Source organism: Delftia acidovorans NBRC 14950 (assembly GCF_001598795.1).
Lineage (GTDB): Bacteria > Pseudomonadota > Gammaproteobacteria > Burkholderiales > Burkholderiaceae_C > Comamonas > Comamonas acidovorans.
In genome coordinates, this window is record NZ_BCZP01000007.1 from 55,830 (window position 1) to 76,190 (window position 20,361).

21 protein-coding genes are annotated in these 20,361 nt (G+C 68.1%); 4 read left to right on the top strand and 17 right to left on the bottom strand.

The annotated features are described in order from the left end of the window. Nucleotides 1–32: 32 nt before the first annotated feature. The 5 genes from DA1_RS10730 to DA1_RS10750 all read right to left on the bottom strand — a co-directional run bounded on the left by DA1_RS10730 (nucleotide 33) and on the right by DA1_RS10750 (nucleotide 5,481). A complete protein-coding gene (locus DA1_RS10730; RefSeq protein WP_034395715.1) occupies nucleotides 33–1,703 on the bottom strand; it encodes an ABC transporter substrate-binding protein in 1,671 nt (556 codons plus the stop codon). A 100-nt stretch (nucleotides 1,704–1,803) separates the two neighbouring features. Next, nucleotides 1,804–3,291: a leucyl aminopeptidase family protein gene (locus tag DA1_RS10735; RefSeq protein WP_034398815.1), complete on the bottom strand. Its 1,488-nt coding sequence runs from the start codon at nucleotides 3,289–3,291 to the stop codon at nucleotides 1,804–1,806. 116 nt (nucleotides 3,292–3,407) lie between these two features. Next, nucleotides 3,408–3,797: a thiol-disulfide oxidoreductase DCC family protein gene (locus DA1_RS10740; protein WP_013801838.1), complete on the bottom strand. Its 390-nt coding sequence runs from the start codon at nucleotides 3,795–3,797 to the stop codon at nucleotides 3,408–3,410. Beyond that, on the bottom strand, nucleotides 3,794–4,369 hold the full coding sequence (locus DA1_RS10745) for a DUF4166 domain-containing protein (RefSeq protein ID WP_034395712.1): 576 nt from the start codon (nucleotides 4,367–4,369) through the stop codon (nucleotides 3,794–3,796). Before DA1_RS10745 ends, DA1_RS10740 begins: the two co-directional genes overlap by 4 nt. Then, entirely contained in the window at nucleotides 4,366–5,481 is a 1,116-nt protein-coding gene (locus DA1_RS10750; RefSeq protein ID WP_034395709.1) for a saccharopine dehydrogenase family protein, read from the bottom strand. Before DA1_RS10750 ends, DA1_RS10745 begins: the two co-directional genes overlap by 4 nt. Before the next feature lie 145 nt (nucleotides 5,482–5,626). Between DA1_RS10750 and DA1_RS10755 the strand changes: the two genes are divergently transcribed. Then, a complete protein-coding gene (locus DA1_RS10755) occupies nucleotides 5,627–5,965 on the top strand; it encodes a DUF6616 family protein (protein WP_034395706.1) in 339 nt (112 codons plus the stop codon). 40 nt (nucleotides 5,966–6,005) lie between these two features. Here DA1_RS10755 and DA1_RS10760 read toward each other — a convergent pair whose 3' ends face one another. The 3 genes from DA1_RS10760 to DA1_RS10770 are packed head-to-tail and all read right to left on the bottom strand — an operon-like array spanning nucleotide 6,006 to nucleotide 8,657. Then, nucleotides 6,006–6,680: an RraA family protein gene (locus tag DA1_RS10760; RefSeq protein ID WP_034395703.1), complete on the bottom strand. Its 675-nt coding sequence runs from the start codon at nucleotides 6,678–6,680 to the stop codon at nucleotides 6,006–6,008. Between the two features lie 40 nt (nucleotides 6,681–6,720). Then, nucleotides 6,721–7,713, bottom strand: coding sequence for a Bug family tripartite tricarboxylate transporter substrate binding protein (locus tag DA1_RS10765; RefSeq protein WP_034395700.1), 993 nt, complete (start codon nucleotides 7,711–7,713; stop codon nucleotides 6,721–6,723). Between the two features lie 47 nt (nucleotides 7,714–7,760). Continuing rightward, nucleotides 7,761–8,657 carry an NAD(P)-dependent oxidoreductase gene (locus tag DA1_RS10770; protein WP_080736942.1) on the bottom strand — a complete coding sequence of 299 codons (897 nt, stop codon included), beginning with the start codon at nucleotides 8,655–8,657 and terminating at the stop codon, nucleotides 7,761–7,763. 188 nt (nucleotides 8,658–8,845) lie between these two features. Here DA1_RS10770 and DA1_RS10775 point away from each other — a divergent pair, with 188 nt between their 5' ends. Further along, nucleotides 8,846–9,502, top strand: coding sequence for a GntR family transcriptional regulator (locus tag DA1_RS10775; RefSeq protein WP_012206234.1), 657 nt, complete (start codon nucleotides 8,846–8,848; stop codon nucleotides 9,500–9,502). 6 nt (nucleotides 9,503–9,508) lie between these two features. On the opposite strand, the gene DA1_RS10780 is transcribed toward DA1_RS10775, so the two are convergent. From DA1_RS10780 to DA1_RS10805, 6 genes are all read right to left on the bottom strand, one after another. Further along, the gene (locus DA1_RS10780; protein ID WP_034395693.1) at nucleotides 9,509–10,768 is read right to left on the bottom strand and encodes an MFS transporter; all 1,260 of its coding nucleotides are present in this window, start codon (nucleotides 10,766–10,768) and stop codon (nucleotides 9,509–9,511) included. 84 nt (nucleotides 10,769–10,852) lie between these two features. Then, nucleotides 10,853–11,290 (bottom strand): type II 3-dehydroquinate dehydratase, encoded by a 438-nt coding sequence (gene aroQ, locus DA1_RS10785; RefSeq protein WP_016451445.1) that lies wholly within the window; start codon nucleotides 11,288–11,290, stop codon nucleotides 10,853–10,855. A gap of 56 nt (nucleotides 11,291–11,346) precedes the next feature. Next, nucleotides 11,347–12,405 carry a Gfo/Idh/MocA family protein gene (locus DA1_RS10790; protein WP_034395690.1) on the bottom strand — a complete coding sequence of 353 codons (1,059 nt, stop codon included), beginning with the start codon at nucleotides 12,403–12,405 and terminating at the stop codon, nucleotides 11,347–11,349. Between the two features lie 11 nt (nucleotides 12,406–12,416). Next, nucleotides 12,417–13,568 carry a porin gene (locus DA1_RS10795; RefSeq protein ID WP_016451443.1) on the bottom strand — a complete coding sequence of 384 codons (1,152 nt, stop codon included), beginning with the start codon at nucleotides 13,566–13,568 and terminating at the stop codon, nucleotides 12,417–12,419. Between the two features lie 91 nt (nucleotides 13,569–13,659). After that, nucleotides 13,660–14,493, bottom strand: coding sequence for a shikimate dehydrogenase family protein (locus DA1_RS10800; protein WP_034395687.1), 834 nt, complete (start codon nucleotides 14,491–14,493; stop codon nucleotides 13,660–13,662). Between the two features lie 48 nt (nucleotides 14,494–14,541). After that, nucleotides 14,542–15,936 (bottom strand): MFS transporter, encoded by a 1,395-nt coding sequence (locus DA1_RS10805; protein ID WP_034395684.1) that lies wholly within the window; start codon nucleotides 15,934–15,936, stop codon nucleotides 14,542–14,544. Between the two features lie 196 nt (nucleotides 15,937–16,132). Between DA1_RS10805 and DA1_RS10810 the strand changes: the two genes are divergently transcribed. Together DA1_RS10810 and DA1_RS10815 are read left to right on the top strand one after the other, a co-directional pair. After that, nucleotides 16,133–16,903 carry an IclR family transcriptional regulator domain-containing protein gene (locus DA1_RS10810; protein WP_012206241.1) on the top strand — a complete coding sequence of 257 codons (771 nt, stop codon included), beginning with the start codon at nucleotides 16,133–16,135 and terminating at the stop codon, nucleotides 16,901–16,903. Nucleotides 16,904–16,920: 17 nt separating this feature from the next. After that, nucleotides 16,921–17,358, top strand: a complete 438-nt coding sequence (locus DA1_RS10815; RefSeq protein ID WP_230590913.1) for a nuclear transport factor 2 family protein — start codon at nucleotides 16,921–16,923, stop codon at nucleotides 17,356–17,358. Nucleotides 17,359–17,374: 16 nt separating this feature from the next. Here the strand turns inward: DA1_RS10815 and DA1_RS10820 are convergent, their stop codons facing one another. From DA1_RS10820 to DA1_RS10830, 3 genes are all read right to left on the bottom strand, one after another. Further along, nucleotides 17,375–18,400 carry an aldo/keto reductase gene (locus DA1_RS10820; RefSeq protein WP_012206243.1) on the bottom strand — a complete coding sequence of 342 codons (1,026 nt, stop codon included), beginning with the start codon at nucleotides 18,398–18,400 and terminating at the stop codon, nucleotides 17,375–17,377. Nucleotides 18,401–18,472: 72 nt separating this feature from the next. Then, nucleotides 18,473–19,369, bottom strand: a complete 897-nt coding sequence (locus DA1_RS10825; protein WP_034395678.1) for a sugar phosphate isomerase/epimerase family protein — start codon at nucleotides 19,367–19,369, stop codon at nucleotides 18,473–18,475. A gap of 65 nt (nucleotides 19,370–19,434) precedes the next feature. Beyond that, entirely contained in the window at nucleotides 19,435–20,319 is an 885-nt protein-coding gene (locus DA1_RS10830) for a 4-hydroxyphenylpyruvate dioxygenase (protein ID WP_034395675.1), read from the bottom strand. Nucleotides 20,320–20,361 lie beyond the last annotated feature (42 nt).

Genomic DNA, 20,361 nt, shown 5'->3' on the forward strand with positions numbered 1-20,361 from the left:
ATTGCGCAATCGCGCTCATGAATGCGCGGGCATCACTGCGCGCCGGCCACCGCAGCCTGGCGCGCACCGGGCTGCTTGAACAGCTTGAAGTACGGCGTGTTCGACGGATTCACCGGGATGTCGAACTTGCGCACCATGGCATAGGTCTGGATCTGGTCGTGCAGCGGCAGGTAGATCAGCTCCTTTTGCACCGTGCTCCAGATGGAGTGGATGGTGGCGTCGCGCTTGCGCGCATCGCCCTCGGAGGCCAGGGAGACGATCTGGCTGTCCAGCTCGGCATTGCTGTAGCGCGTGGCATTGGTGTTGCCGCGGCCGTTCTTGCCGCGCGTGTGCACCAGGTAGTCGAAGACATAGGCCGAGTCATAGGTGGGCACGCCCCAGCCGTAGAGGTAGAAATCCGTTTCCTGGTTGTTGATGGCCGCCGTCTGGATGGCCAGCGGCCGGGACGACACGGCGGTCTTCACGCCGATGCGGCCCAGAAATCCGGCGATGGCCTGGCAGATGGCCTCGTCGTTCAGGTAGCGGTCGTTCGTGCAATGCAGGGTGATGCCGAAGCCGTTGGGATAGCCGGCCTCGGCCAGCAGCTTCCTGGCCTGGGCCAAGTCGGCCTTGCCCACGGCGCCAAAGGATTTCTCGTAGCCGTGCACAAAGGGCGGCGCAATGATGTTGGTGGGCACGGACAGGCCGCGCATCACGGCGCGCTGTATGGCCTGCCGGTCGATGGCCAGCTGGAAGGCCTGACGCACGCGCAGGTCAGCTAGGGGGTTCTTGTCCTTCACATCGGAATGCGACAGCGGGGCGGCGCCCACGTTCAGGCCCAGGAAGATGGTGCGGTTCTCGGCGGCCTGGTTGATGCGAAAGCGCGGGTCGGCGCTCAGGCGCGCAATGTCCTGGATGGGCAGGTCCTGCACGAAGTCCACCTCGCCCGACAGCAGCGCCGCCACGCGCGTGGCCTGGGACTTGATGGGCAGGTAGACCAGTTCGTCGATCTCCAGCGGGAACAGCCCCTTGCCCCAGTAGCCGGGAAACTGCCGCAGCACGGTGCGCGTGTCCTGTTCGCGCGAGGCGATGACGTAGGGACCCGTGCCGTTGACGTTGCGCGTGGCGTAGTTCTCTTCCTTGGCCAGCGCGTTCTGCGGCTGCTCTGCGCCATGGGCCTTGGCCCAGGCGGCGCTCAGGATCTGGATGTTGATGAGGCTGGCCGGCAGCAGCGGGTTGGGCCCGTTGGTCCTGATGTGCACGGTGAAGGCATCGACCTTGGTCACGTCGGTGATCGAGGTCAGCAGCGAGCGCATGTCCGAGGTGGCCGAGCGCGCGCGGCGCAGAGAGAACAGCACGTCGTCGGCCGTGAACAGGCTGCCGTCATGGAACTTCACGCCCTTGCGCAGCTTGAACTCCCAGACCGAGGGGTCGGCAGTCAGCGCCCAGGACGTGGCCAGGGTGGGCAGCAGCTTGCCATCGGCCGTGCGGATGATCAGCGGCTCGTAGATCTGGTGCAGCAGGTTGTGGTTGGGGCCGTTGTTCAGCGCATGCGGGTCCAGCGTGGAGGCATCGGTGGAGCGCGCCCAGCGCAGGGTTTCGGCCTGGGCGGGCGGTGCGCACAGCAGGGCTGCGGCCAGGGCGGGAAGCAGTGCGGAAGTTCGCAGGGTGCGCAAGTGGGTGCGCAGCAGGGAAAGGCGAGGCAGGAAGCGTCTTTGGGTCATGAAGTGTCGTGGCAGCCGGAACAAGATCGCAGGAAGGCGGCGGCTGCACCAGACGGCCGATTGTGTGGAGCCACCGGCCCGCCGCAAAGCCTGATTGCGCCTATGCAAATGCGCTGCACGCAGATGCAAAGCGCTGCGACAGCAGGGCGTACAGCGCGCGCAGGCCCTGGGCCTCGCCGCCCCTGGGACGGCCGGGGCGCTCCTCCAGATTCCAGGCGAACAGGTCCAGGTGCAGCCAGGGCAGCTCGGGCGGCACAAAGCTCTCCAGGAACAGCGCAGCCGTGATGGCGCCGCCCTGCGGCGTGCTGGCGGCGTTGAGCAGGTCGGCCTGGTCGGAGCGGAGCATGCGGCGGTAAGGCGCCCACAGGGGCAGGCGCCACAGCGGGTCGGCCTGCGCGCGGCCCTGGGCCAGCAGCGCATCGGCCCAGCCGTCATGGTTGCTGAACAGCGCGGGCAGGTCCGGCCCCAGCGCCGTGCGCGCAGCGCCCGTGAGCGTGGCCAGGTCGATCAGCAGCGCGGGCGGCGTGGGCGCGCTGCGAATGGCGTGGTGCAGCGCATCGGCCAGCAGGAGCCGGCCTTCGGCATCGGTGTTCTCGATCTCCACCCGCCGGCCGTCACCGGCCTCGATGATGTCGCCGGGCCGCAGCGCGCCGGCACCCACGGCGTTCTCCACCGCAGGCACCAGCAGCTTCAGGTGGATGGGCAGGCCCGCCTGCATCAGCAGATCGGCCAGGGCCAGGGCGTGTGCGGCGCCGCCCATGTCCTTCTTCATCCAGCGCATGCCTGCGGCGGGCTTGAGGTCCAGCCCACCGGAGTCAAAGCACACGCCCTTGCCGATGAGCACCACATGGGGCAGCGCGGCATCGCCCCAGGTCAGCTCGGCCACGCGCGGCGCCTGGGCCGCCGCCCGACCCACGGCGTGCACCAGGGCAAAGCCTGCGGCGGGCAGCTCGTCGCCCATCCATTGCCGGAAGCGCGCGCCATGGCGCGCGGCCAGGTCAGCCACGGCCTGGGCCAGCTGTTCGGGACCCAGCTGGTTGGCAGGCAGGTTGACCAGCCGCCGCACCTCGCCAATGGCTGCGGCCATTGGCGCGACGGCGGCCTGCTCATCAGGGCTTGCCACCAGCTGAGCGAGTGATGGAGCGGTTGCCGCATCCGACTGCCGCGCCTGGCGGGTCGATGGCAGCGCGCCCAGTGCCCAGCCCAGGAGCAGATGCGGCCTCTGAGCCTCATCCGCATCGGCGAGCGCATAGGTGCCGGGCGGCAGCGCAGCCGGCAGGCCGGCCAGCTGCCACAGCGGCTGGTCCGGGTCCACGCCGACCAGCACGCCAGCGAGGGCAGTGCACTCGCCCTGCCCTTCCCTCTGCACTTCGGCCTGCACTTCAGCCTGCATGCCGGGCAACAGCAGGATGCGGCCCGGCTGCGCATCAAAGCCTGCAGCGCGCGCCCATCGGGCCTGGGCCGGAGGCAGTTGCTCCAGCACGGCCGCCAGCGTGGCGGGCGTGGCACGGTGCAACGCCGTGGCGGGTTGGGGGGAAGTGGCGAATGCGCCGGATTGGGAAGGGGAGCTTGTGGCAGGGCTGGACATGGTGCTGGCAAAGCGCGCCAGCCTAAGGGCCGACTCCGCTTGGCGCAAACACGCCTGCCGCATATGCAAAGCAGAAATGATTGGTGGACGTCTGCGTGCAGGCGGGCCGCAGCCGCTCAGTCCAGAAAGCGCGCGGCCACCTGCGGATCGGGCACCATGCACTGCGCGCTGCGGCCAAACCAGCGGTAGCGGTTGCGGGCCAGCCAGCGGTACAGCCCATCGCGCAGGGGGCGGGGAATCAGCCACGCCGCCCATGCCAGCCGCCAGGGCCAGCCCAGGCCATGGAGCACGCGCAGGATGGCGTCCGTGTGCTGCCAGGAACGGTCCCCATCCACCAGCAGCAGCGTCTGCAGACCTTCGACCCGCAGGCCTGCATCGGCCAGCATCCTGCCGCCGGCCTCGCCCTGGATGGAGGCAAAGCGGAACCTGCCGCGCCTGTCGTGCCTCAGCAGAAACTGCACCCAGCCATTGCACAGCAGGCATTGGCCATCGAACACCACAATCATGATTCACCCTCCTTGGGCACTGAAGTGTCTTGCCGCACCGTGGGCAATTGCAGATGCCCGCTGTAGCTGGCGACCACGCCCACCCAGGGCACGGCTGCCTCGATGTGGAAATGCAGGCGATCCCCCTCGCCGCGCTCCTCGGCCACGATGCGCGGCTCCAGCCAGGCCGGGCAGGCCATGCCCAGAAAGCGCAACTTGCGCAGGCGCATCACCAGCCGATTGCCATCGGCCTCCAACCCGAAGCTCAGCCGCGCTGCGCCCAAGGATTCGATGATCTGCCCGTCCTGCATGCGCAGGCTGGAACGCATGGTCTGCGCGGGAAAGTGGCGGGTCCAGACCTCACGCTGGGGCTGGGCATGCAGCGCGAAGCGGATGGGCCCCTCGCTGGCGCGCAGCGGCGTGCCCAGACACAGCGCCAGCAGCCGGGCCGCCAGGGACTGCGGCGCCTGGGTGCGGACCCAGCCATGGAGCTCATGGCGGCCCGTCAGGCGGTGGAAGGCCTGCACGGCGGGGTCCAGCCGGGCAAAGCGCTCGCCCATGGCCTGCTCGTACATGGACAGCCTCCGGCTCATGGATGGATCTCCCTCATGCGGATGTCCAGGCCACGGGCCTCCTGCTCGAAATCCTCCAGGGTCAGCAGGCCCATGCAGGGCATGGCGCCCACGGCGGGCAGTTGGCCTGCCGCCAGCTTCCGCGCCAGGGCCGAGGCGGCAAGCGTGGGCACATAGGGGCCGTCGCCCGACCCGGCGACCAGCACCCAGACGCGCTCCTGCACGAAGCCCTGTGCGTCCCGCCCACGCACGCACACATGCATGGCACCCGCATCGCTGCCCCAGTCCTTGAAGCAGTCCGCAGCGCGCTTGAGCCACGCGGCGTGCACCGACCAGTCGCGCACCAGGCCCAGGCGCGCCAGCCAGGCCATGGCATTCATGCCCCTGTGCAGAAATGCCAACTCCAGCCCCGCGCCAAAACGCACGCCAGGCTTGCCCGCATACCGGGGTGCCAGCAGTACCAGATCAGGCACATCGCAGGGCGACAGCAGCCGCGCCCCCACAGGCTCGGGATAGCGGTGGCGCCAGCTGCCCGACCAGCCGAACACCGGCTGCGGGCCAGCGGACGCGAGGCGCTTGCCGCAGTAGCTCAGGATGCCGGCCACCGTGGACAGGCCGCGCTCCGTGCGGTTGCCGGGGCTGATGCCTATGTCGATGGAATCCACGCAGGCCATGCCGCCTGCCAGCCGATCGGCCACCGCCGTGGACAGTGCGGGGACGGAACTGGCCCCGCTGGTCAGCAGCACGCCCCGGGCCAGCGCAGCGGCTTGCAGGGCGGTGATGCCGCCGACGAAGTCGCGGCCATCGGCCAGGTCCACGTAGTGCACGCCCGCATGGGCGCAGGCCTGTGCCACGCGATGGTCCTGCCCCTGGAAAGGGCCTGAGGTATGAATGAGGAGATGGATGCCATGCTCCTGGAGCCGGGCCTGCAGCCCCGGGTCCATGGCGTCCACCGCCACGGCGGACAGCCCGGCATGGGCATCGGGCAAAAGCGCATCGACCAAGGCCTGTGCCTTGGCGCCCGAGCGGCCCACCACCACGATGTGCAGCGCCTTCTGCCGTGCCAGCCGGCGCACCAGCCGGCTGCCGAAAAAGCCATATCCCCCGACAACCATCACCCTGAATTCGTGCATGCGCCAGTGTAGGGCCGACCGGTCGCCAGGACGGCGGTGGCAGCATTTCCCTACAAGGTGTTTCATCAGGAAAATATATGGTTAGCCACCATACAATATGCTGACACCACACCTGGCGCACAGCGCCTCAACCCCAGGAAACACCATGTCCCACTATCTGGTCGAGCTCTATTCCCCCAACCCCGCCTGGCTGGCCCTGCCCGCCGCGCAGCGCCAGCAGTTTCTGGAAGGGGTTGCCAGCGCCATGGGCGGGCTGGCTGCCATGGGCGTGCAGGTGCTGGCCCTGGCCGAGACCGACCGCGGCCTGGACCAGGCCAGCCCCCACCGCTTCCTGGGCATCTGGCGCTTTCCCGATACCGCCGCGCGCGATGCCCTGCTGGCGGGCATCAAGGCCAGCGGCTGGTACGGCTACTTCGACCATGTGAACGCGGCCAGCGGCACGGGCGGCCTTGAAAGCCATCTGAAGGCGCTGGCCGAGGCCTGAGGCGGACGGGTGATGGGTGCTGGATGGGTCCGCGCCCGCGCTACGGCTGAATCGGACACCCCAGACGCTTGAGCGTCTCGTCGATCCATGGCGCGCTGTAAGTACCGGCAGCGATGTCGGCCACCATCCTGGCCTCAACGACCTGCTTCCCGAGTGCTGCATCCAGCAAGGCCTGCGCCTGCGCATGCGGTACGCACAGCAAGCCATCGTCATCGCCAATCATGAGGTCACCGGGCTCGATAACCATGCCATCGATGGCGATAGGCACATTGATCTCGCCCGGGCCGTCCTTGTAGGGTCCGCGGTGCGTGACGCCCGCGGCGAATACCGGGAAGCTGCCAGCACGAATCCATGCCGCGTCCCGGATCGCGCCATTGATCACGATGCCGCCCAGCTGGCGACGCATGGCGTCTCCCACCATGATTTCTCCGATGAGTGCGTTGGTGAGGTCGCCGCCCGCATCCACCACGATCACGTCACCTGGGCTGGCCAGTTGAAGTGCCTTGTGGAGCATGAGGTTGTCGCCCGGGCGGGTCTTGATGGTCAACGCGGGGCCGGCCATGCGCCCGCCGCCGTGCATGGGGCGCAGCCGCGCGCCGCCAGCCGTCATGCGGGCCATGCAATCGCTGACGTTGGCAACAGGCACGTCGAGATAGCGCCTGGCAATATCAAGGCTGACAGCGCGTTGCCGCTTCAGAATTTGAAGACCGATCATGGTGTGGTACTCAGAGTGGATGGAATGAAAGCCGTGCTGCTCAATCCAGCGTGGTGCCAGAGCTCTTGACGATGGGTGCCAGGCGGGCGCGGTCGCTGGCGTAGAGCCTGGCCATGTCCTGCGGTGTGCCGGTGATGAGTTCGGCGCCCGAGTCGGCGATCTTCCTGGCCGTGTCGGGTGCGTTCACCACCTTGTTGATGGCTTCGTTGAGCTGCTTGACGATGGCGTCGGAGGTGCCGGCCGGGGCCATCACGCCCCACACGCTGGCCAGCTCCACGCCCTTGATGCCGGATTCGGTGTAGGTCGGCACGTCGGGCAGCAGCTTGGAGCGGCTCGCGGTGGTCACGCCAATGGCGCGCACCTTGCCCGACTGGATGTGCGACAGCAGCGTGGGGACGGAGCCCATATACATGTCGATGCGCCCGCCCAGCAGGTCGGGCATGGCCTGCGCCATGCCGCGAAACGGCACGTGGGTGAACTTCACATTCGAGCTTTTCTGCCAGGCCTCGCTGATGAGGTGCGAAATGGTGCCGGTGCCCGGCGTGGCAAAGCTCAGGCGCCCGGGGTCCTTCTTCGCCGCCTGGACGATGTCGTCCAGGGACTTGTACGGCGAATCGGCATTCACCACGAGCACGGCCGGGCCGGCTGCGACCAGGGCCACGGCGCGCAGGTCCTTGTCGGGGTTGTAGGTGAGCTTGGAGTACAGCAGCGGGTTGAGCACCACGTTGTCGGTCTGCGCCATCACCAGGGTCAGGCCGTCGGCGGGGGCCTTGGCCACCTGGTCCAGAGCCAGGTTGCCACCGGCCCCGGGCTTGTTCTCCACCACGATGGCCCACCCATGGGCCTCGGTGAGCTTGGTGCCCACCAGCCGCGTGAGGTTGTCGGTGCCGCCACCGGCCGGAAAGGGCACGATGAACCTGATGGGCCGCTGCGGATAGGTGCCCTGGGCATGGGCATGGGCCGGGGCCATGGCGGCAGCGGTCAGTGCCAGCAGGCCGGCGAGGGCCAGGCGGCGTCGGGTCGGGGTCGTCATTGCGGATGTCTCCTTTGGTGGTGTCGGTTGGCGCAGGGGTACGTTGATCAGGGGCGGCTGGCGAGCACGTGGCTGCCCAGCCAATCGATGGCCTCGTCGGTGGAGGTGCCGGTGAACGGCTGCGCCGCATGCGCGCGGGCCGTGGCGGCAAACAGCGCCTCGACGGCGGGCAAGGCGATGGGTGCCAGGCCGTTGCGGGCCATCTGCTGCCGGGCCTCGGCCACCTCGTTGCGGCGGCGTGCGGAATGCGGGATGTGCGTGCGCACCATGGACTCCATCAGCGTGCGCAGCGGTGTCTCGTCGATGTCCTGCAGCACGGCATGCAGCTGCTCGCGCAGGCCCATCTGCTGGGCCGTCACCAGGCACTCCACGGCCAGCGCCTCGGTCCCCTTGGTGTAGATGCTGCGCAGGAGCTTGAGCGCGGCGGCATCGCCCGGCTGTCCGCCCACCACGCGAACGGAGCCGCCAAGGGGCAAGAACAATTCCTGTACAAAACCGGCCTTGCCACCGGCCACGAGCAGCGGCGTCTTTCTGCCGCCCAGGTTGACCGCGCCGGTGATGGCCACGTCCACGAAGTGCACCGCCCTGCCCTGGGCGACGCGCCGGGCCAGCTCGCCGCATTCGCGCATCTCCTGCGGGTCGGCCGTGGTCATGTCCACATAGACCACGCCATCGGCCAGATCGCGCAGATCGCGCAGATGGGGCAGGCAGGCCTCGAACAGGCTGCGCGCCACGGTGCCGAACACGGCGCTCACCACCACGTCGGCCTCGGCCAGCCAGGCACCGGGCGCGGTATGCACCTGCGCACCAGCGGCCTGCACGGCGTCGGCCACCGCAGCGTTGGGCCGCAGGTCGCACAGGCCCACCACGCTGTGCCCCTGCTCCAAAAAGGCCTGCATGTAGCAGGCGCCGACCATTCCACCACCCAGTATTGCGAACTTCATAAAAGTACAAATTTAAAACATTGAGCGCAGTCTATGGAGTGCAACCCCGATCCACTCATAGAGATTTCCCGTAGAACTGCGGATATTTGTACTTTCTTTGTATTTTTCTGAATGAAGCGCAGCGCAGCGAGCCCCTTCGTCGTCACCTAGAATCGGCGCACCATCCCCACCCACCTGGTGCAAACACAGTGCAAAACGTGAAAGACAAGGCGTACGAGGTTCTGCGGCAGCGGCTCATCGGCGGCCACTACCGACCCGGCGAACAGCTCAAGGAAGAGCCCATTGCCCGCGACCTGGGACTGAGCCGGACGCCGGTGCGCAATGCGCTGCACCGTCTGGTGGAAGATGGCCTGGCCACCGATGGCGCGGGCCAGGGTATCCGCGTGTCGGAGTGGAGCGACTGGGATGTGGAGGAGACCTTCCAGCTGCGCATGCTGCTGGAGCCGTACGCCTCGTTCCTCGCGGCCACACGCGGCGGCGAGGGGCTGGCCGATGAGCTGGAGGCCAGCAACCAGCGCATGGAGGCCGGCATTGCCGCTGGCCACGACGGCATTGGCGAGGTGCAGTCAGCCAACCGGGATTTTCACCACGCGCTGATCGAGGCATCGGGCTCGCCGCGCCTCAAGACCATGCTGGCGACGATGATCGACATGCCGATCATCAAGCGGTCGTTCTACATCTACACGCCCGAAGAGCTGGTGCAAAGCCTGCACCACCACTGCGACCTGGTGATCGCCATACGTGCCAGGGATGGGGAGCTGGCACGCCAGGTGATGCAGCTGCACCTGCGCATGTCCTACCACCGGTTCATGAAGCATCGGGGGGAATACCGCGCGGATGCATGAACAGTGTCATGACCGGGGCTGAACCCTTTGCGCTGACCGCACCCGGTACAGCCACGGCAGCCAGACAAAGGCGATGAGGACCAGCACAACGCCTGCCAGCGCCATGGGCAACACCATCGGCCAGGCACCGTGGCGCATCGTCGGATCGACAAATTGCGCCGCCAGCTGGCCGGCGCAGAAGGCCACGCACATGATCGCGAAGCCCGAACACGACACGGCCCGCCCGGCCAGCTGCGGCGGCAGACCACCCACCGCGCCCGCCTGGCCGCAAGGCTGGTGCAGGCCATGGCCCAGTGCATACACCGCGTGCCCCAGCAGCAGTGGAACGGGCGAGGTCGGCGCCAGCACGCAGCCGGCGATCTGGATGCACGGCCCCAGCAGACTGAGCGAAGCGCCCAGTTGCACCGTGCGCACCGGCCCGTGGCGCGACAGCAGGCGCCGGCACCATGTGATGCCCAGGATGTAGACCAGCGAGCCGCCCGCTGGAATCCAGCCGTAGAGCACGGGCGACAGGCCGAACAGGTCGACGTACACCATCGGCGACAGCAGCAAAAAGCAGAAGATGCCGCCGTAGGTGGCTGCGGCCAGCGCCGTCCAGGCGCAAAAGCCGGGGTCGGCGATCACCTGGCGCACACCGCCAGCGGATACGGATACGGGTACGGGTACGGATGCGAGGACCGGGGCAGACTCCGCCGGCGCTTGCCGCGTCTCGCTGAAAGTGCGCCAGCACAGTGCCAGCAAAGCCAGCGAGTAGACGCCCATCGCCACCAGCACCCAGCGCCAGCCGGTGGCCTGGACTCCCCATGCACCGGCAATCGGCGCCACCAGGGCCACCAGCCCCAGGCCCATCAGGCCGCGGGCCATGATGCGCGGCCCTTCATGGGCCGGATACAGATCGCGCACCGCAGCCCGTGCGCACACCAGGATGGCCGCCATGGCCGCGCCCTGCACGGCGCGCCAGGCCACCAGTGCGTCCGCGCTGCCCGCCAGCGCACAGCCGCCCGCCGCTGCCGTGTAGCAGGCCAAACCCGTCAGCAGCACGGGCCGGCGCCCGAAGCGGTCGGCCAGCGGCCCGCACACCAGCTGGGCGACACCGAAGGCCAGCATGAACACGGTCAGGCTGCTGCTGGCCGAGCCCAGGTCGCGCGCGATCTCGGGCAACGCCGGCAGATAGCCATCGGTGGCGACCGGCTGCGCGGCCAGCAGCAGCGGCAGCAGCAGGAGGAAGGAAACGGAGCGGCGCGGGCCGGGGTCGGCGAAGTTCATCTCAATGAAGCCTGGTCACTGCATGCAGCGCGTCGAGCGAGGGAGTTCGAAGGACGATACATGGCCAGTTGCGCGCCATGCATCCTATGCGACGGCGGACAGCACGGCCCGCAGGCCCAGCAGATAGCTGTCCGCGCCGAAGCCGCAGATCTGGCCCCGGGCGATGTCGGCAAACACCGAGTGGTGGCGAAAGGGCTCGCGCGCATGGATGTTGCTCATGTGGATCTCCACCACGGGCACGGTGAGCATGGCCAGCGCGTCGCGGATGCCGTAGCTGTAGTGCGTCCAGGCGCCGGCGTTGATGAGCACGCCATCGACGCCGTCCCGAAAGCCCTGGTGGATGCGATCGCACATGGCGCCTTCGCAATTGGTCTGGAAGCTGTCCACCTCGCAGCCCAGCTGGCTGCCCAGGCTGCGCAGCGAGGCGTCGATCTCGGCCAGCGTGACCGTGCCGTATTGGGCAGGGTCGCGCTGGCCGAACATGTTGTGGTTGATGCCGTGCAGCATCAGGATCTTTTTCATGGAGGCTCCGTGGCTTGATGTCATGGATGGAGGATGGCGCGCCGGTGGTGTCCGGGTCACGCCGTGGTGTCGATGGCGGTGCCCATGCGGGCAGCTTCTGCAATGGCCTCGGTGATCTGCAGGTTGCGCAGGCCGTCGCGCACGCTGACCAGCGGTTGTGCCAGGCCGCGCGCCACCTGCGCGAAATGCGCCATCTGGCGCACCAGCGGGTCTTCGCGCTCCACGGCGGCCACATCCAGGTCGAAGGGCTCATTCCAGGAGCGCTGGCCGGCCGATGCATAGGTCTTCAGCCGCATGCTCGGTATGGCCAGCGAGCCGAAGGTGCCCGCCACCAGGTAGCAGTCTTCGTCCTCATAGCTGGCATAGGCCTTGTTCTCCTGCGAGGTCTGCTCCCAGCTGCGCGCGCTGGCGGCCGTGTCCGAAAGCACAAAGCTGCCCAGCGCACCGCTGGCAAAGCGCAGGTTGATGGCCACCGTGTCTTCCACGGCAAAACCGCGCGTGGCATGCGAGGCGAAGGCCTGCACGGCCACGATGTCGCCGCACAGCATGCGCAGGTTGTGGACCTCGTGGATCATGTTGAGCAGGATGGGGCCGCCACCGGCCTCGCGGCGCCAGGGGCCTTCCTCGAAATAGGCGTCCGGCTTGTAGAACAGGGCCGCGCCGGTCACGGCCACCAGGCGGCCCAGCCGCCCCTGGGCAATAAGGGCTGCGGCCCGCGCCATGATCGGGCTGTGGGCGCGGTGGTGGCCCACCAGCACGCGGGCGCCGCTGCGCTCGGCCAGCGCGGCCAGGCGCTGTGCCTCGGCCACGGTGGAGGTGACGGGCTTTTCCAGCAGTATGGGCAGGCGCGCATGCATGCACTGCGCCGCCTGCGGGGCATGCAGGCGGTTGGGCGTGGCCAGCACCACGGCGTCGGGCCGGTCATGGGCGATCAGCTCGCCCAGGTCGCGCCACAGCGGCACTCCGGCCCTTTGGGCAAGCTCCCGGGCTGCGGGAGCCGGGTCCACGATGGCGGACAGGCGGCAATCCGCCTGGGCCCCGATGGCGGCGATATGGGCCTGGCCGATCGCGCCGGCGCCGGCCACGGCAATGCGAAGCGGGTGCAGCTGTGCCATGGCATGCCCCCTCAGAAGCGGTGCAGCACGCCCAGCTGCACGCCCTTGATGGTGCGGCCGTTGACGTCGTCAGCCGATGTGAAGTTGGGCTTCATGCCGCCCGATGCCGCCAGCCGGAAGCCCGCATTGCGGTCGTTCTTCAACTGCTCGGCCACCGCGTAGAGCATGGTGCGCTTGGACAGGTCGTAGTAGGCCGCGACCGCGCCGCCCGATGCGCCGCGCCCGCTGTCCGAGCCATCCTGTATGCGGCCCCACAGCGCGCCCACGCGCAGCTGCGGCGTCACGCGGTAGTCGGCCGACAGCTGCCAGACGCGGTAGAAGCGGCGCACATCGGCATTCGTGCCCGCCACCAGCCCGCCCACATTGCCCAGCACCGTGCCCGTGTTGTTGCCCGCCGAGCCCGCCGTGCTGTTGTTGGACCGCACAAAGGCCAGCTGGACCTTGCCCTTGCCGTAGTCGTAGTTGGCGTAGAGGTTGTCGTAGCGGACTGCGTCGGTATAGGCCGCGTTCTGCGGCGCACGCGCATACAGGCCTGCATAGCCGACGCGGTAGGGGCCGTTCAGGTAGTCCAGGCCCAGCTGGTAGATGGCCTGGCGCGCTGGAGCACCGGTCTCGGCCATAGCGTAGTGGGCCTCGAACAGGAAGCCGGCCATGCGCGGCGAGGTGTAGGAGATGTCGTTGTCGAAGCGCGAGGGCACGCCGAAGTTGTTGACCATCGATCCCAACGTGCGCGAGGTGAAGTCGATGTAGTCGCCGCGCCCGAAGATCACGGTGTTCTGCCGGCCCAGCCGCACCTCGCCCCAGCCGCCGCCCAGGCCCACCCAGCTTTGGCGGTCGAAGCCGCGCGTGCTGTCGGCCTGCGTGCCGTTGTCGGCGTTGATGCCCATCTCCAGCTGGAACTTCGCGTACAGGCCACCACCCAGGTCTTCCTGACCGCGAAAGCCCAGGCGGCTGCGCAGCAGGGCACCGTCCTCCAGCGTGGTCATGGATGCGCCCGAGCTGCTGCGCATGTGGTTGATGTACTGGTCCACGCTGCCGTAGATGGTGACCGAGGACTGGGCGTGGGCGCCCGCTCCCCAGGCGCCCAGCACGGTGGTCAGGGCCAGGATGCGAAGGGCCCCGCGCTGCGGCACTCGCGGTGTCTGGTGCATTTGCTGTTGCATGGTCTTGTCTCCTTCTCTGTGAAAAATGCTTTTTCGGGCGTGGCTGCGCCCTGCCCTGGACGCATTCAGGGCCGGTTGTCTGTCGGCTGGATCAGTAGGAGATGTGGGCGGTGGCGCGCAGCTCGTCGGGCGTGGCGCTGCCGAAGCCGAAGAATTCGAGGTAGGCGGGAATCATCTCGAACAGCATGTCCGTGCCCACCTGGAAGTCGCAGCCCTTGTCGCGCACGGCGCGCAGCAGGGGTGTGAACTCGGACTTCATCACCACCTCGCCCACAAAGGTGGTGGGCGCAATGCGCTGTACATCGAAAGGCAGCGGGTCATCGGCCTTCATGCCCAGCGGCGTGGCGTTGACGACCACGTCAAAGCCCTGCGGGTCCCTGGAGCCCGTGCCCACCTTCATCCTCGGGTAGTAGGCAGCGAGCCGCCCTGCCAGGGCCTGCGCGCTCTCGGCCCGCGTGTCGAACAGCATCAGCTCGCCCACGCCGGCTGCCGCCAGCGAGGCGGCAATCGCCGACCCCACGCCACCCGCCCCGGAAATCAGCACCCGCGCGCCCTGCAGCTGCCGGCCCTTGCGCAGCACGCCGCGCACAAAGCCCGCGCCGTCGAACTGGTCGCCCAGCAGCGTGCCGTCCTCGCGCCGCAGCACGGCATTGCAGGCGCCTGCAATGTGCACGGCGGGCGTGACCTCGTGCACCAGGTCCACCACGGACACCTTGTGCGGCATGGTGATCAGCGCGCCGCGCAGGTTGGTGAAACGCATGATGGCCGCGAAGTCCGGCGCGAAATGCGCCGCCTTCACGCCCATGGGCACGACGCAGGCGTCTATGCCCCGGCCATCGAACCATGGGTTGTAGATCATGGGCGACTTGAAGGTCTCGGTGGGATCGCCGATGTGTGCGATGAGGGTGGTTTTTCCGGAAATCATTCCCTGGGCTTTCGGATGCTTGGGTTGGCGGAATGTGGCGTGTGAAATTCAGCGGCCGGACTGGGACAGTGCCTGGGTGCGCAGGCGCTCGTACTCGGCGGCGTCCACAGGCTGCGCACCGGCCTCGCCCAGATCCTCCATGCGCACGCGGTAGGTCTCGCGGGCACTCCAGGCGGCCAGCGCTGCGACCACGGTGATGCCGAAGGCGATCAGCCCCACCGTCAGCCAGATGTTCTGGGAACCCGGAGGCGCCACGGCCGTGAACAGCGCAGGCAGCATGGCGGTGATGGCCGTGCCCACGTTCTGCGAGATGGCCATGGCCGAGACGCGTGTGCGGGTCGGGAACAGCTCGGGGTAGAAGCTGGGGAACACCGCGTTGTAGCCCTGGTAGACCACGCCCCACATCAGGATGGACATGGCGAAGGCCAGCGGCATGTTGCGCGTGCTGATGGCGTAGAGGTAGCCGATGGCCAGCAGCCCGGACAGCAGCGCGCCGAAGATGATGGGCGGGCGCCGGCCGATGCGGTCGGACAGGTTGCCCACCAGGGGGATCACCAGCACCGCGACGATGTTGCCCACCACGGGAATCCACAGGTACATGTCCTTGGCGAAGCCGATGCCGTAGGCGGGCTGCACCGCGTAGGCGGCACCGAAGATGGTGGCCACCACGGGGATCACGTTCATCAGCGCCATGCAGACCACGCGCAGCATGTCGGGCGAATGGTGGCGGAAGGCCTCGACCACGGGCGAACGCGGACGCGCCTCGCTGCGGCCTGCTGCCGTGAAGGCCGGGGTCTCGTTGACCTCGCGGCGGATGATCCAGCCCGCGATGATGACGACGAAGCTCAGGATGAAGGGAATGCGCCAGCCCCAGCTGTTGAACTGCTCGGTGGGCATGTAGTGCGCCAGCGGCAGGAACACGGCCGCTGCCAGGATCTGGCCGGCCTGCACGCCCTGCAGCGTGAAGCTGGCGAAAAAGCCGCGACGCCCGAACGGGGCATGCTCCAGGATCATGGAGCTGGCGCCCGAGATCTCGCCGGCCACGGCAAAGCCCTGGATCAGCCGCATCAGCACCAGCAGCGCCGGTGCCCACAGGCCGACCTGGTCATAGGTGGGCAGCAGCCCCACGGCGATGGTGGAAAAGCCCATCAGGAACATGCACCACACCAGCACCTGCTTGCGCCCGTGCGTATCGCCCAGGTGGCCCAGCACGAAGGCGCCGATGGGCCGTGCCACATAGCCCACGCCATAGGTGGCCAGCGAGGCGATGATGGCAATCGCCGGATCACCCTGCGGAAAGAAGATCTGCGGAAAGATCAGCGCCGCAGCCGTGGCGTAGATGAAGAAATCGTAGTACTCCAGGGCCGAGCCTATCCAGCCGCTGGTGGCGGCCTTCCTGGGTTGGTGCTGCGTTGACTGCGTATGTACCGGTGTTGCGCTCATGTGTTGTCTCCTCCAGGCAAAAGATCCCCGCTGCGGCAAGTGATGGATGCTTGCGGCCAGGCCAGCGGGATGTAAAAAATGTAGTTCCCGCCTATGAATCTGCCCAAGCCAATTTCCAGGGGCATGTGCGCTGATCGCACCGCGCGGTTCGATAATCGCACGCACCCAGGGTTAATACGGAAAACTCAAGCTCGCCATGACAACACCTTCCACCCTCGCCCAGCGCGACTGGATTGCCGGACTGGAACGCGGCGTATCGATCATCGAAGCCTTTGACGACGCCCACCCGCGCATGACGGCCGCCGAGGCCGGCCAGCGCACGGGCATGACGCGCACCGCCGCGCGGCGCTATCTGCTGACGCTGCAGCACATGGGCTACGTGGCGGGGGACGGCAAGCTGTTCTGGCTCACGCCGCGCGTGCTGCGGCTGGGGCAGTCGTACCTGGAGTCGGCGCGGCTGCCGCGCATCGTCCAGCCGTTTCTGCAGCGCGTGGCGGCCGGCACCCATGAAACCGCCTACCTGGCGGTGCTGGACGACGACGAGGTGGTCTACATCGCGCGCAACGGCCCCAACCGCAACATGAACACCGGCTACGTGCTGGGCGCACGCGTGCCGGCCCAGGTCACGGCGGCCGGCATGCTGATGCTGTCCATGCGCAGCGACGCCGAGCTGGAGCACTGGCTGGACAACCGCGCGCTGACGGTCTTCACCTCGCACACCATCACCTGCCCCGCCGAAATGCGCCGCGAGCTGGCCTTGATCCGCACCCAGGACTGGGCCCTGTGCGAGCAGCAGCTGAACCTGGACTCGCGCGGCATTGCCGTGCCGCTGCGCGACCGCCACGGCGCGCTGGCCGGCGCCCTCAACATCACCATGCCCATGGGCCGCGAAACCGGCAAGGACGCCGTGGCGCGCGTGCTGCCCATGCTGCGCGAGACGGCGCAGGCCATGCGGGATCTGATCTGATGGTGAACAACATGGCCATGGCGCAACTTCCTGACCTGGACATGCATGGCGGCGACGACCGTCTGCTGCAGCATCTGCAGGCACTGGAAGTGCGACTGCACGATCCGCAGGTGCGATCGGACGCAGGCCAGCTGCAGGCGCTGCTGCATGAGGACTTCCTGGAATTCGGCCGATCGGGCGGCGTGCATGACCGGGCTGCCACCGTGGACGGCCTGGCGGCCGCCTTGCCAGCAGGGGCCCCTGCCCGGTTGGTGTCAGGCGGCTTTGCGCTGGCGCGCCTGGGACCGGACAGCGCACTGCTGACCTACCGCTCGGCCAGCGTGGCCGAGGATGGAACGGCCGGCCGGCATACGCTGCGCTCCTCGGTCTGGCTGCGCACGGCCCTGGGCTGGCAGATGCGCTTCCACCAGGGCACGCCCACGACGCCATTCGACCTGGCCGCATCCATGCCATGAGCGGCCTGCGGCGTGTTCAGACCGTCTCGAACGCGTACTTTTCCGTATCCACCTCGCGTTGCGAGGCCACGGCATAGCGGTCGCCCTGAATGCGCTCGGGCTTGAAGAGGTCGTCCAGTTCGGCCAGCAGGGCAGCGTCCAGGCGCACAGCGCCGCCGCGCAGGTCTTCGTGCAGGTGGTCCACGCTGGTGGTGCCCGGCAGGGCAATCACATGCTCGCCCTGGTGCAGCACCCAGGCGATGGCCAGCTCGGCCAGCGTGCAGTCGGCGCGCTCGGCGATCGACTGCATGGGCGCGAGCAGCTGCAGGTTCTTCGCATAGGCCTCGGGCGCGAAGCGCGGCATGGCGGCGCGGATATCGCCCTTGACCAGGCCCTCGACCTCCTGGAGCTTGCCCGTGAGGAAGGCGCGGCCCAGCGGGCTGAAGGCCACGTAGGCAATGCCCAGTTCCTTGCAGGCCTGCAGCGTGCCCAGCTCGGCATTGCGCGACCACAGCGAATACTCGCTTTGCAGCGCGGCGATGGGGAAGGTGGCATGGGCGCGGCGCAGCGCGTCGGCGCCGATCTCGGACAGGCCCAGGGCGCGCACCTTGCCCTCTTCCACCAGGCGCGACATCTCGCCCACCGATTCCTCGATGGGCACGCGGCGGTCCCAACGGTGCAGGTAGTAGAGGTCGATGACATCGGTGCCCAGGCGCTGCAGGCTGTCTTCGCAATTGCGGCGCAGGGTCTTGGGGTGGCCATCGATCACGCGGCGCACCACGCCGTCGTCGCCGCGCACGCCGGCCATGCCGCATTTGCTGGCCAGGGTGATGTGGTTGCGGTGGGACTTGAGCACGGGGCCGACCAGGGATTCGTTGGCACCGAAGCCATACAGCGCCGCCGTGTCGAACAGGGTGACACCGGCGTCCAGCGCCGCATGCAGCACGGCCTTGCCCTGCTCGGGCGACGGCGGATGGCCATAGGCGTGGCTGAGGTTCATGCAGCCCAGGCCGACGGCGCTGACGGAGAAGGGACCCAGGTGGCGTGTGGACAGGTTGGTCATGGTTTTCTCACAGGGAAAAGAAGCAAGGGAGCGGCCAGCGCTCCCTTGCAATGTCGAAGGCCCATTTTGCCGTCAAACCGACGTGCCCCTCACGCCCGTGCGCGCCCAGGGCGGCAGCGGCACGGGCCGGTGCAGCACGTCGTCGTTGAGCCACAGGGCGCTGCGGCGCGCGCGCTCGGCCACGGTGTCCAGCGGCAGTTGCTGGTAGTCGTCGTTGAAGACCTCGAAGCTGTAGTCGCCCCGGTAGCCCAGGCGGTCCAGGCGCAGCACCAGGTCGGCCAGGCGCTCGCTGTGCACGCCCTCGCCCGGGAACACCCGGAAGGTGCGCGCCGTGGCCATGCGTTCCTCGAAGGTGGGGGCGTCGTGCCACATGAAGTCGGACAGTTGCACCAGGAAGATCTTGTCGCGGTCGATCAGCTCCAGCGCGTCCAGCGGTGTCTTGGCAGCCAGGATGTGGAAGGAGTCCAGCCCGATGCCCAGATTGGACGTGTCGGCACGGCAGACCACGTCCCAGCTGGTGGTGAACTCATTGACGGAGCGGCCCCAGGACAGGCCCTCGTAGGCGATCTTCACGCCCAGCGGAATGCCCAGCATGGCCAGCTTGCGCAGGTCGCGCGCAATCACGTCGAGGTCGCCCGTGGCATGGCGCGAGGTGGACGAGCAGGCCAGCAGCACGGGGCTGCCGATCTCGGCGCACATCTCCAGCATGGATTTGGCGATGTCCACCTTGTAGTGGTGCAGGTGGTCGGACAGGCCCTCGAAGTCGCGCAGCACCTGAAAGCCCGTGGGCCGCAGGCCGCTGGCGCGCACGGCCGCCGCAGCTGCCTTGACGCCGCCGGGGTGGCCGGCCAGGTCGCGCGCACTGAGCATGACCTGGGTGAAGCCCGCGCGCCGGATGGCGTCGAGCTTGGCCTCCAGCGAGCCATTCAGAGTGATGGTGTCCATGCCATAGCTGTCCAGCAAGCCCATGTTGCCCTCCAGGATCGTTGTGTGTATCGGCAGTTGAATCGGACGGCGGCGCGCCAGGCTTTGCGCTAGGCGTCGCGGTGCACCAGCTCGAACACCACGGTGCCCATGGCGTTGCGCGTGAGCGCGCCGCGGTCATCGGGGTGCAGGCGGCTCGATTCCACGAACTCCACGCCGCGTTGGCGCAGCGCCTGCACGGCGCCAGGCACGTCGGTGGTGCCCAGCCCGATGCGCTGCAGGCGCTCGGGCATGTCGTCCCACTCCAGGCCCGGATCGGGCTCGATGAGCTGCCACAGGAAGCGCTTGCAGGGGCTGCGCATGAGCTTGCCCTTGGGCAGGATGCCGAAGCGCTGCGCGTCGGGCAGCAGGTGGAAGTCGAACATGCGTTCGAAGTAGGTGATCCAGTCGGCACTGCGGCCGCGCCCTATGTACTGGACCACGCCGAAATAGCCCAGGCCGGCCAGCGCCGGTGGATGGGGATCGGCCCCGGCGATGGGCTTGAAATCGATGTCATAGATGGAGAACTCCTGCCATCGATCGACAAAGTAGAAGCGGCTGCCACCCGGGCCGTGGATGGCCGGGATGTGCAGCTCCATCGCCTGGGCCTGGCTGGGCGCCGCCCAGGCTCCCAGTTCGATGCAGCGCGTATGCGCCTGCAGGGCATCCTGCACGCGCAGCGCCACGGCCGAGATGACGGGCTGCCCGTCCGAGGCGGCATTGGCCAGCGCATCGGCAGCCCCCGCATTGACCACCAGGTTCATGCCCCCCTGCCGGTACAGCGTCACCTCGCGCGAGCGGTGCCGCGCCACGGGGCGAAAACCCAGCCCCTCCAGCACCTGGCCCAGGGCCTGGGGCTGGCTGGTCGTGTACTCGATGAACTCTATGCCGTCGATCCCGAGGCGATTGGACGCCTCGGGCACGTCTTCCCGGCTGCTGGAGGAGGAATCGGTCATTGCGGTACTCCGGATGGAAACATGGTGCGCTGCGACGGCTCG

Excerpts from the sequence above, each read along its gene's own strand:
- DA1_RS10745 (WP_034395712.1), bottom strand. The coding sequence starts at position 4,369 with ATGAGCCGGAGGCTGTCCATGTACGAGCAGGCCATGGGCGAGCGCTTT.
- DA1_RS10790 (WP_034395690.1), bottom strand. The coding sequence starts at position 12,405 with ATGGCACAGCTGCACCCGCTTCGCATTGCCGTGGCCGGCGCCGGCGCG.
- DA1_RS10740 (WP_013801838.1), bottom strand. The coding sequence starts at position 3,797 with ATGATTGTGGTGTTCGATGGCCAATGCCTGCTGTGCAATGGCTGGGTG.
- DA1_RS10780 (WP_034395693.1), bottom strand. The coding sequence starts at position 10,768 with ATGAACTTCGCCGACCCCGGCCCGCGCCGCTCCGTTTCCTTCCTCCTG.
- DA1_RS10750 (WP_034395709.1), bottom strand. The coding sequence starts at position 5,481 with ATGCACGAATTCAGGGTGATGGTTGTCGGGGGATATGGCTTTTTCGGC.
- DA1_RS10795 (WP_016451443.1), bottom strand. The coding sequence starts at position 13,568 with ATGCAACAGCAAATGCACCAGACACCGCGAGTGCCGCAGCGCGGGGCC.
- DA1_RS10815 (WP_230590913.1), top strand. The coding sequence starts at position 16,921 with ATGGCGCAACTTCCTGACCTGGACATGCATGGCGGCGACGACCGTCTG.
- DA1_RS10765 (WP_034395700.1), bottom strand. The coding sequence starts at position 7,713 with ATGACGACCCCGACCCGACGCCGCCTGGCCCTCGCCGGCCTGCTGGCA.
- DA1_RS10810 (WP_012206241.1), top strand. The coding sequence starts at position 16,133 with ATGACAACACCTTCCACCCTCGCCCAGCGCGACTGGATTGCCGGACTG.
- DA1_RS10825 (WP_034395678.1), bottom strand. The coding sequence starts at position 19,369 with ATGGGCTTGCTGGACAGCTATGGCATGGACACCATCACTCTGAATGGC.
- aroQ (WP_016451445.1), bottom strand. The coding sequence starts at position 11,290 with ATGAAAAAGATCCTGATGCTGCACGGCATCAACCACAACATGTTCGGC.
- DA1_RS10760 (WP_034395703.1), bottom strand. The coding sequence starts at position 6,680 with ATGATCGGTCTTCAAATTCTGAAGCGGCAACGCGCTGTCAGCCTTGAT.
- DA1_RS10770 (WP_080736942.1), bottom strand. The coding sequence starts at position 8,657 with ATGAAGTTCGCAATACTGGGTGGTGGAATGGTCGGCGCCTGCTACATG.
- DA1_RS10800 (WP_034395687.1), bottom strand. The coding sequence starts at position 14,493 with ATGATTTCCGGAAAAACCACCCTCATCGCACACATCGGCGATCCCACC.
- DA1_RS10820 (WP_012206243.1), bottom strand. The coding sequence starts at position 18,400 with ATGACCAACCTGTCCACACGCCACCTGGGTCCCTTCTCCGTCAGCGCC.
- DA1_RS10805 (WP_034395684.1), bottom strand. The coding sequence starts at position 15,936 with ATGAGCGCAACACCGGTACATACGCAGTCAACGCAGCACCAACCCAGG.
- DA1_RS10735 (WP_034398815.1), bottom strand. The coding sequence starts at position 3,291 with ATGTCCAGCCCTGCCACAAGCTCCCCTTCCCAATCCGGCGCATTCGCC.
- DA1_RS10830 (WP_034395675.1), bottom strand. The coding sequence starts at position 20,319 with ATGACCGATTCCTCCTCCAGCAGCCGGGAAGACGTGCCCGAGGCGTCC.
- DA1_RS10730 (WP_034395715.1), bottom strand. The coding sequence starts at position 1,703 with ATGACCCAAAGACGCTTCCTGCCTCGCCTTTCCCTGCTGCGCACCCAC.
- DA1_RS10755 (WP_034395706.1), top strand. The coding sequence starts at position 5,627 with ATGTCCCACTATCTGGTCGAGCTCTATTCCCCCAACCCCGCCTGGCTG.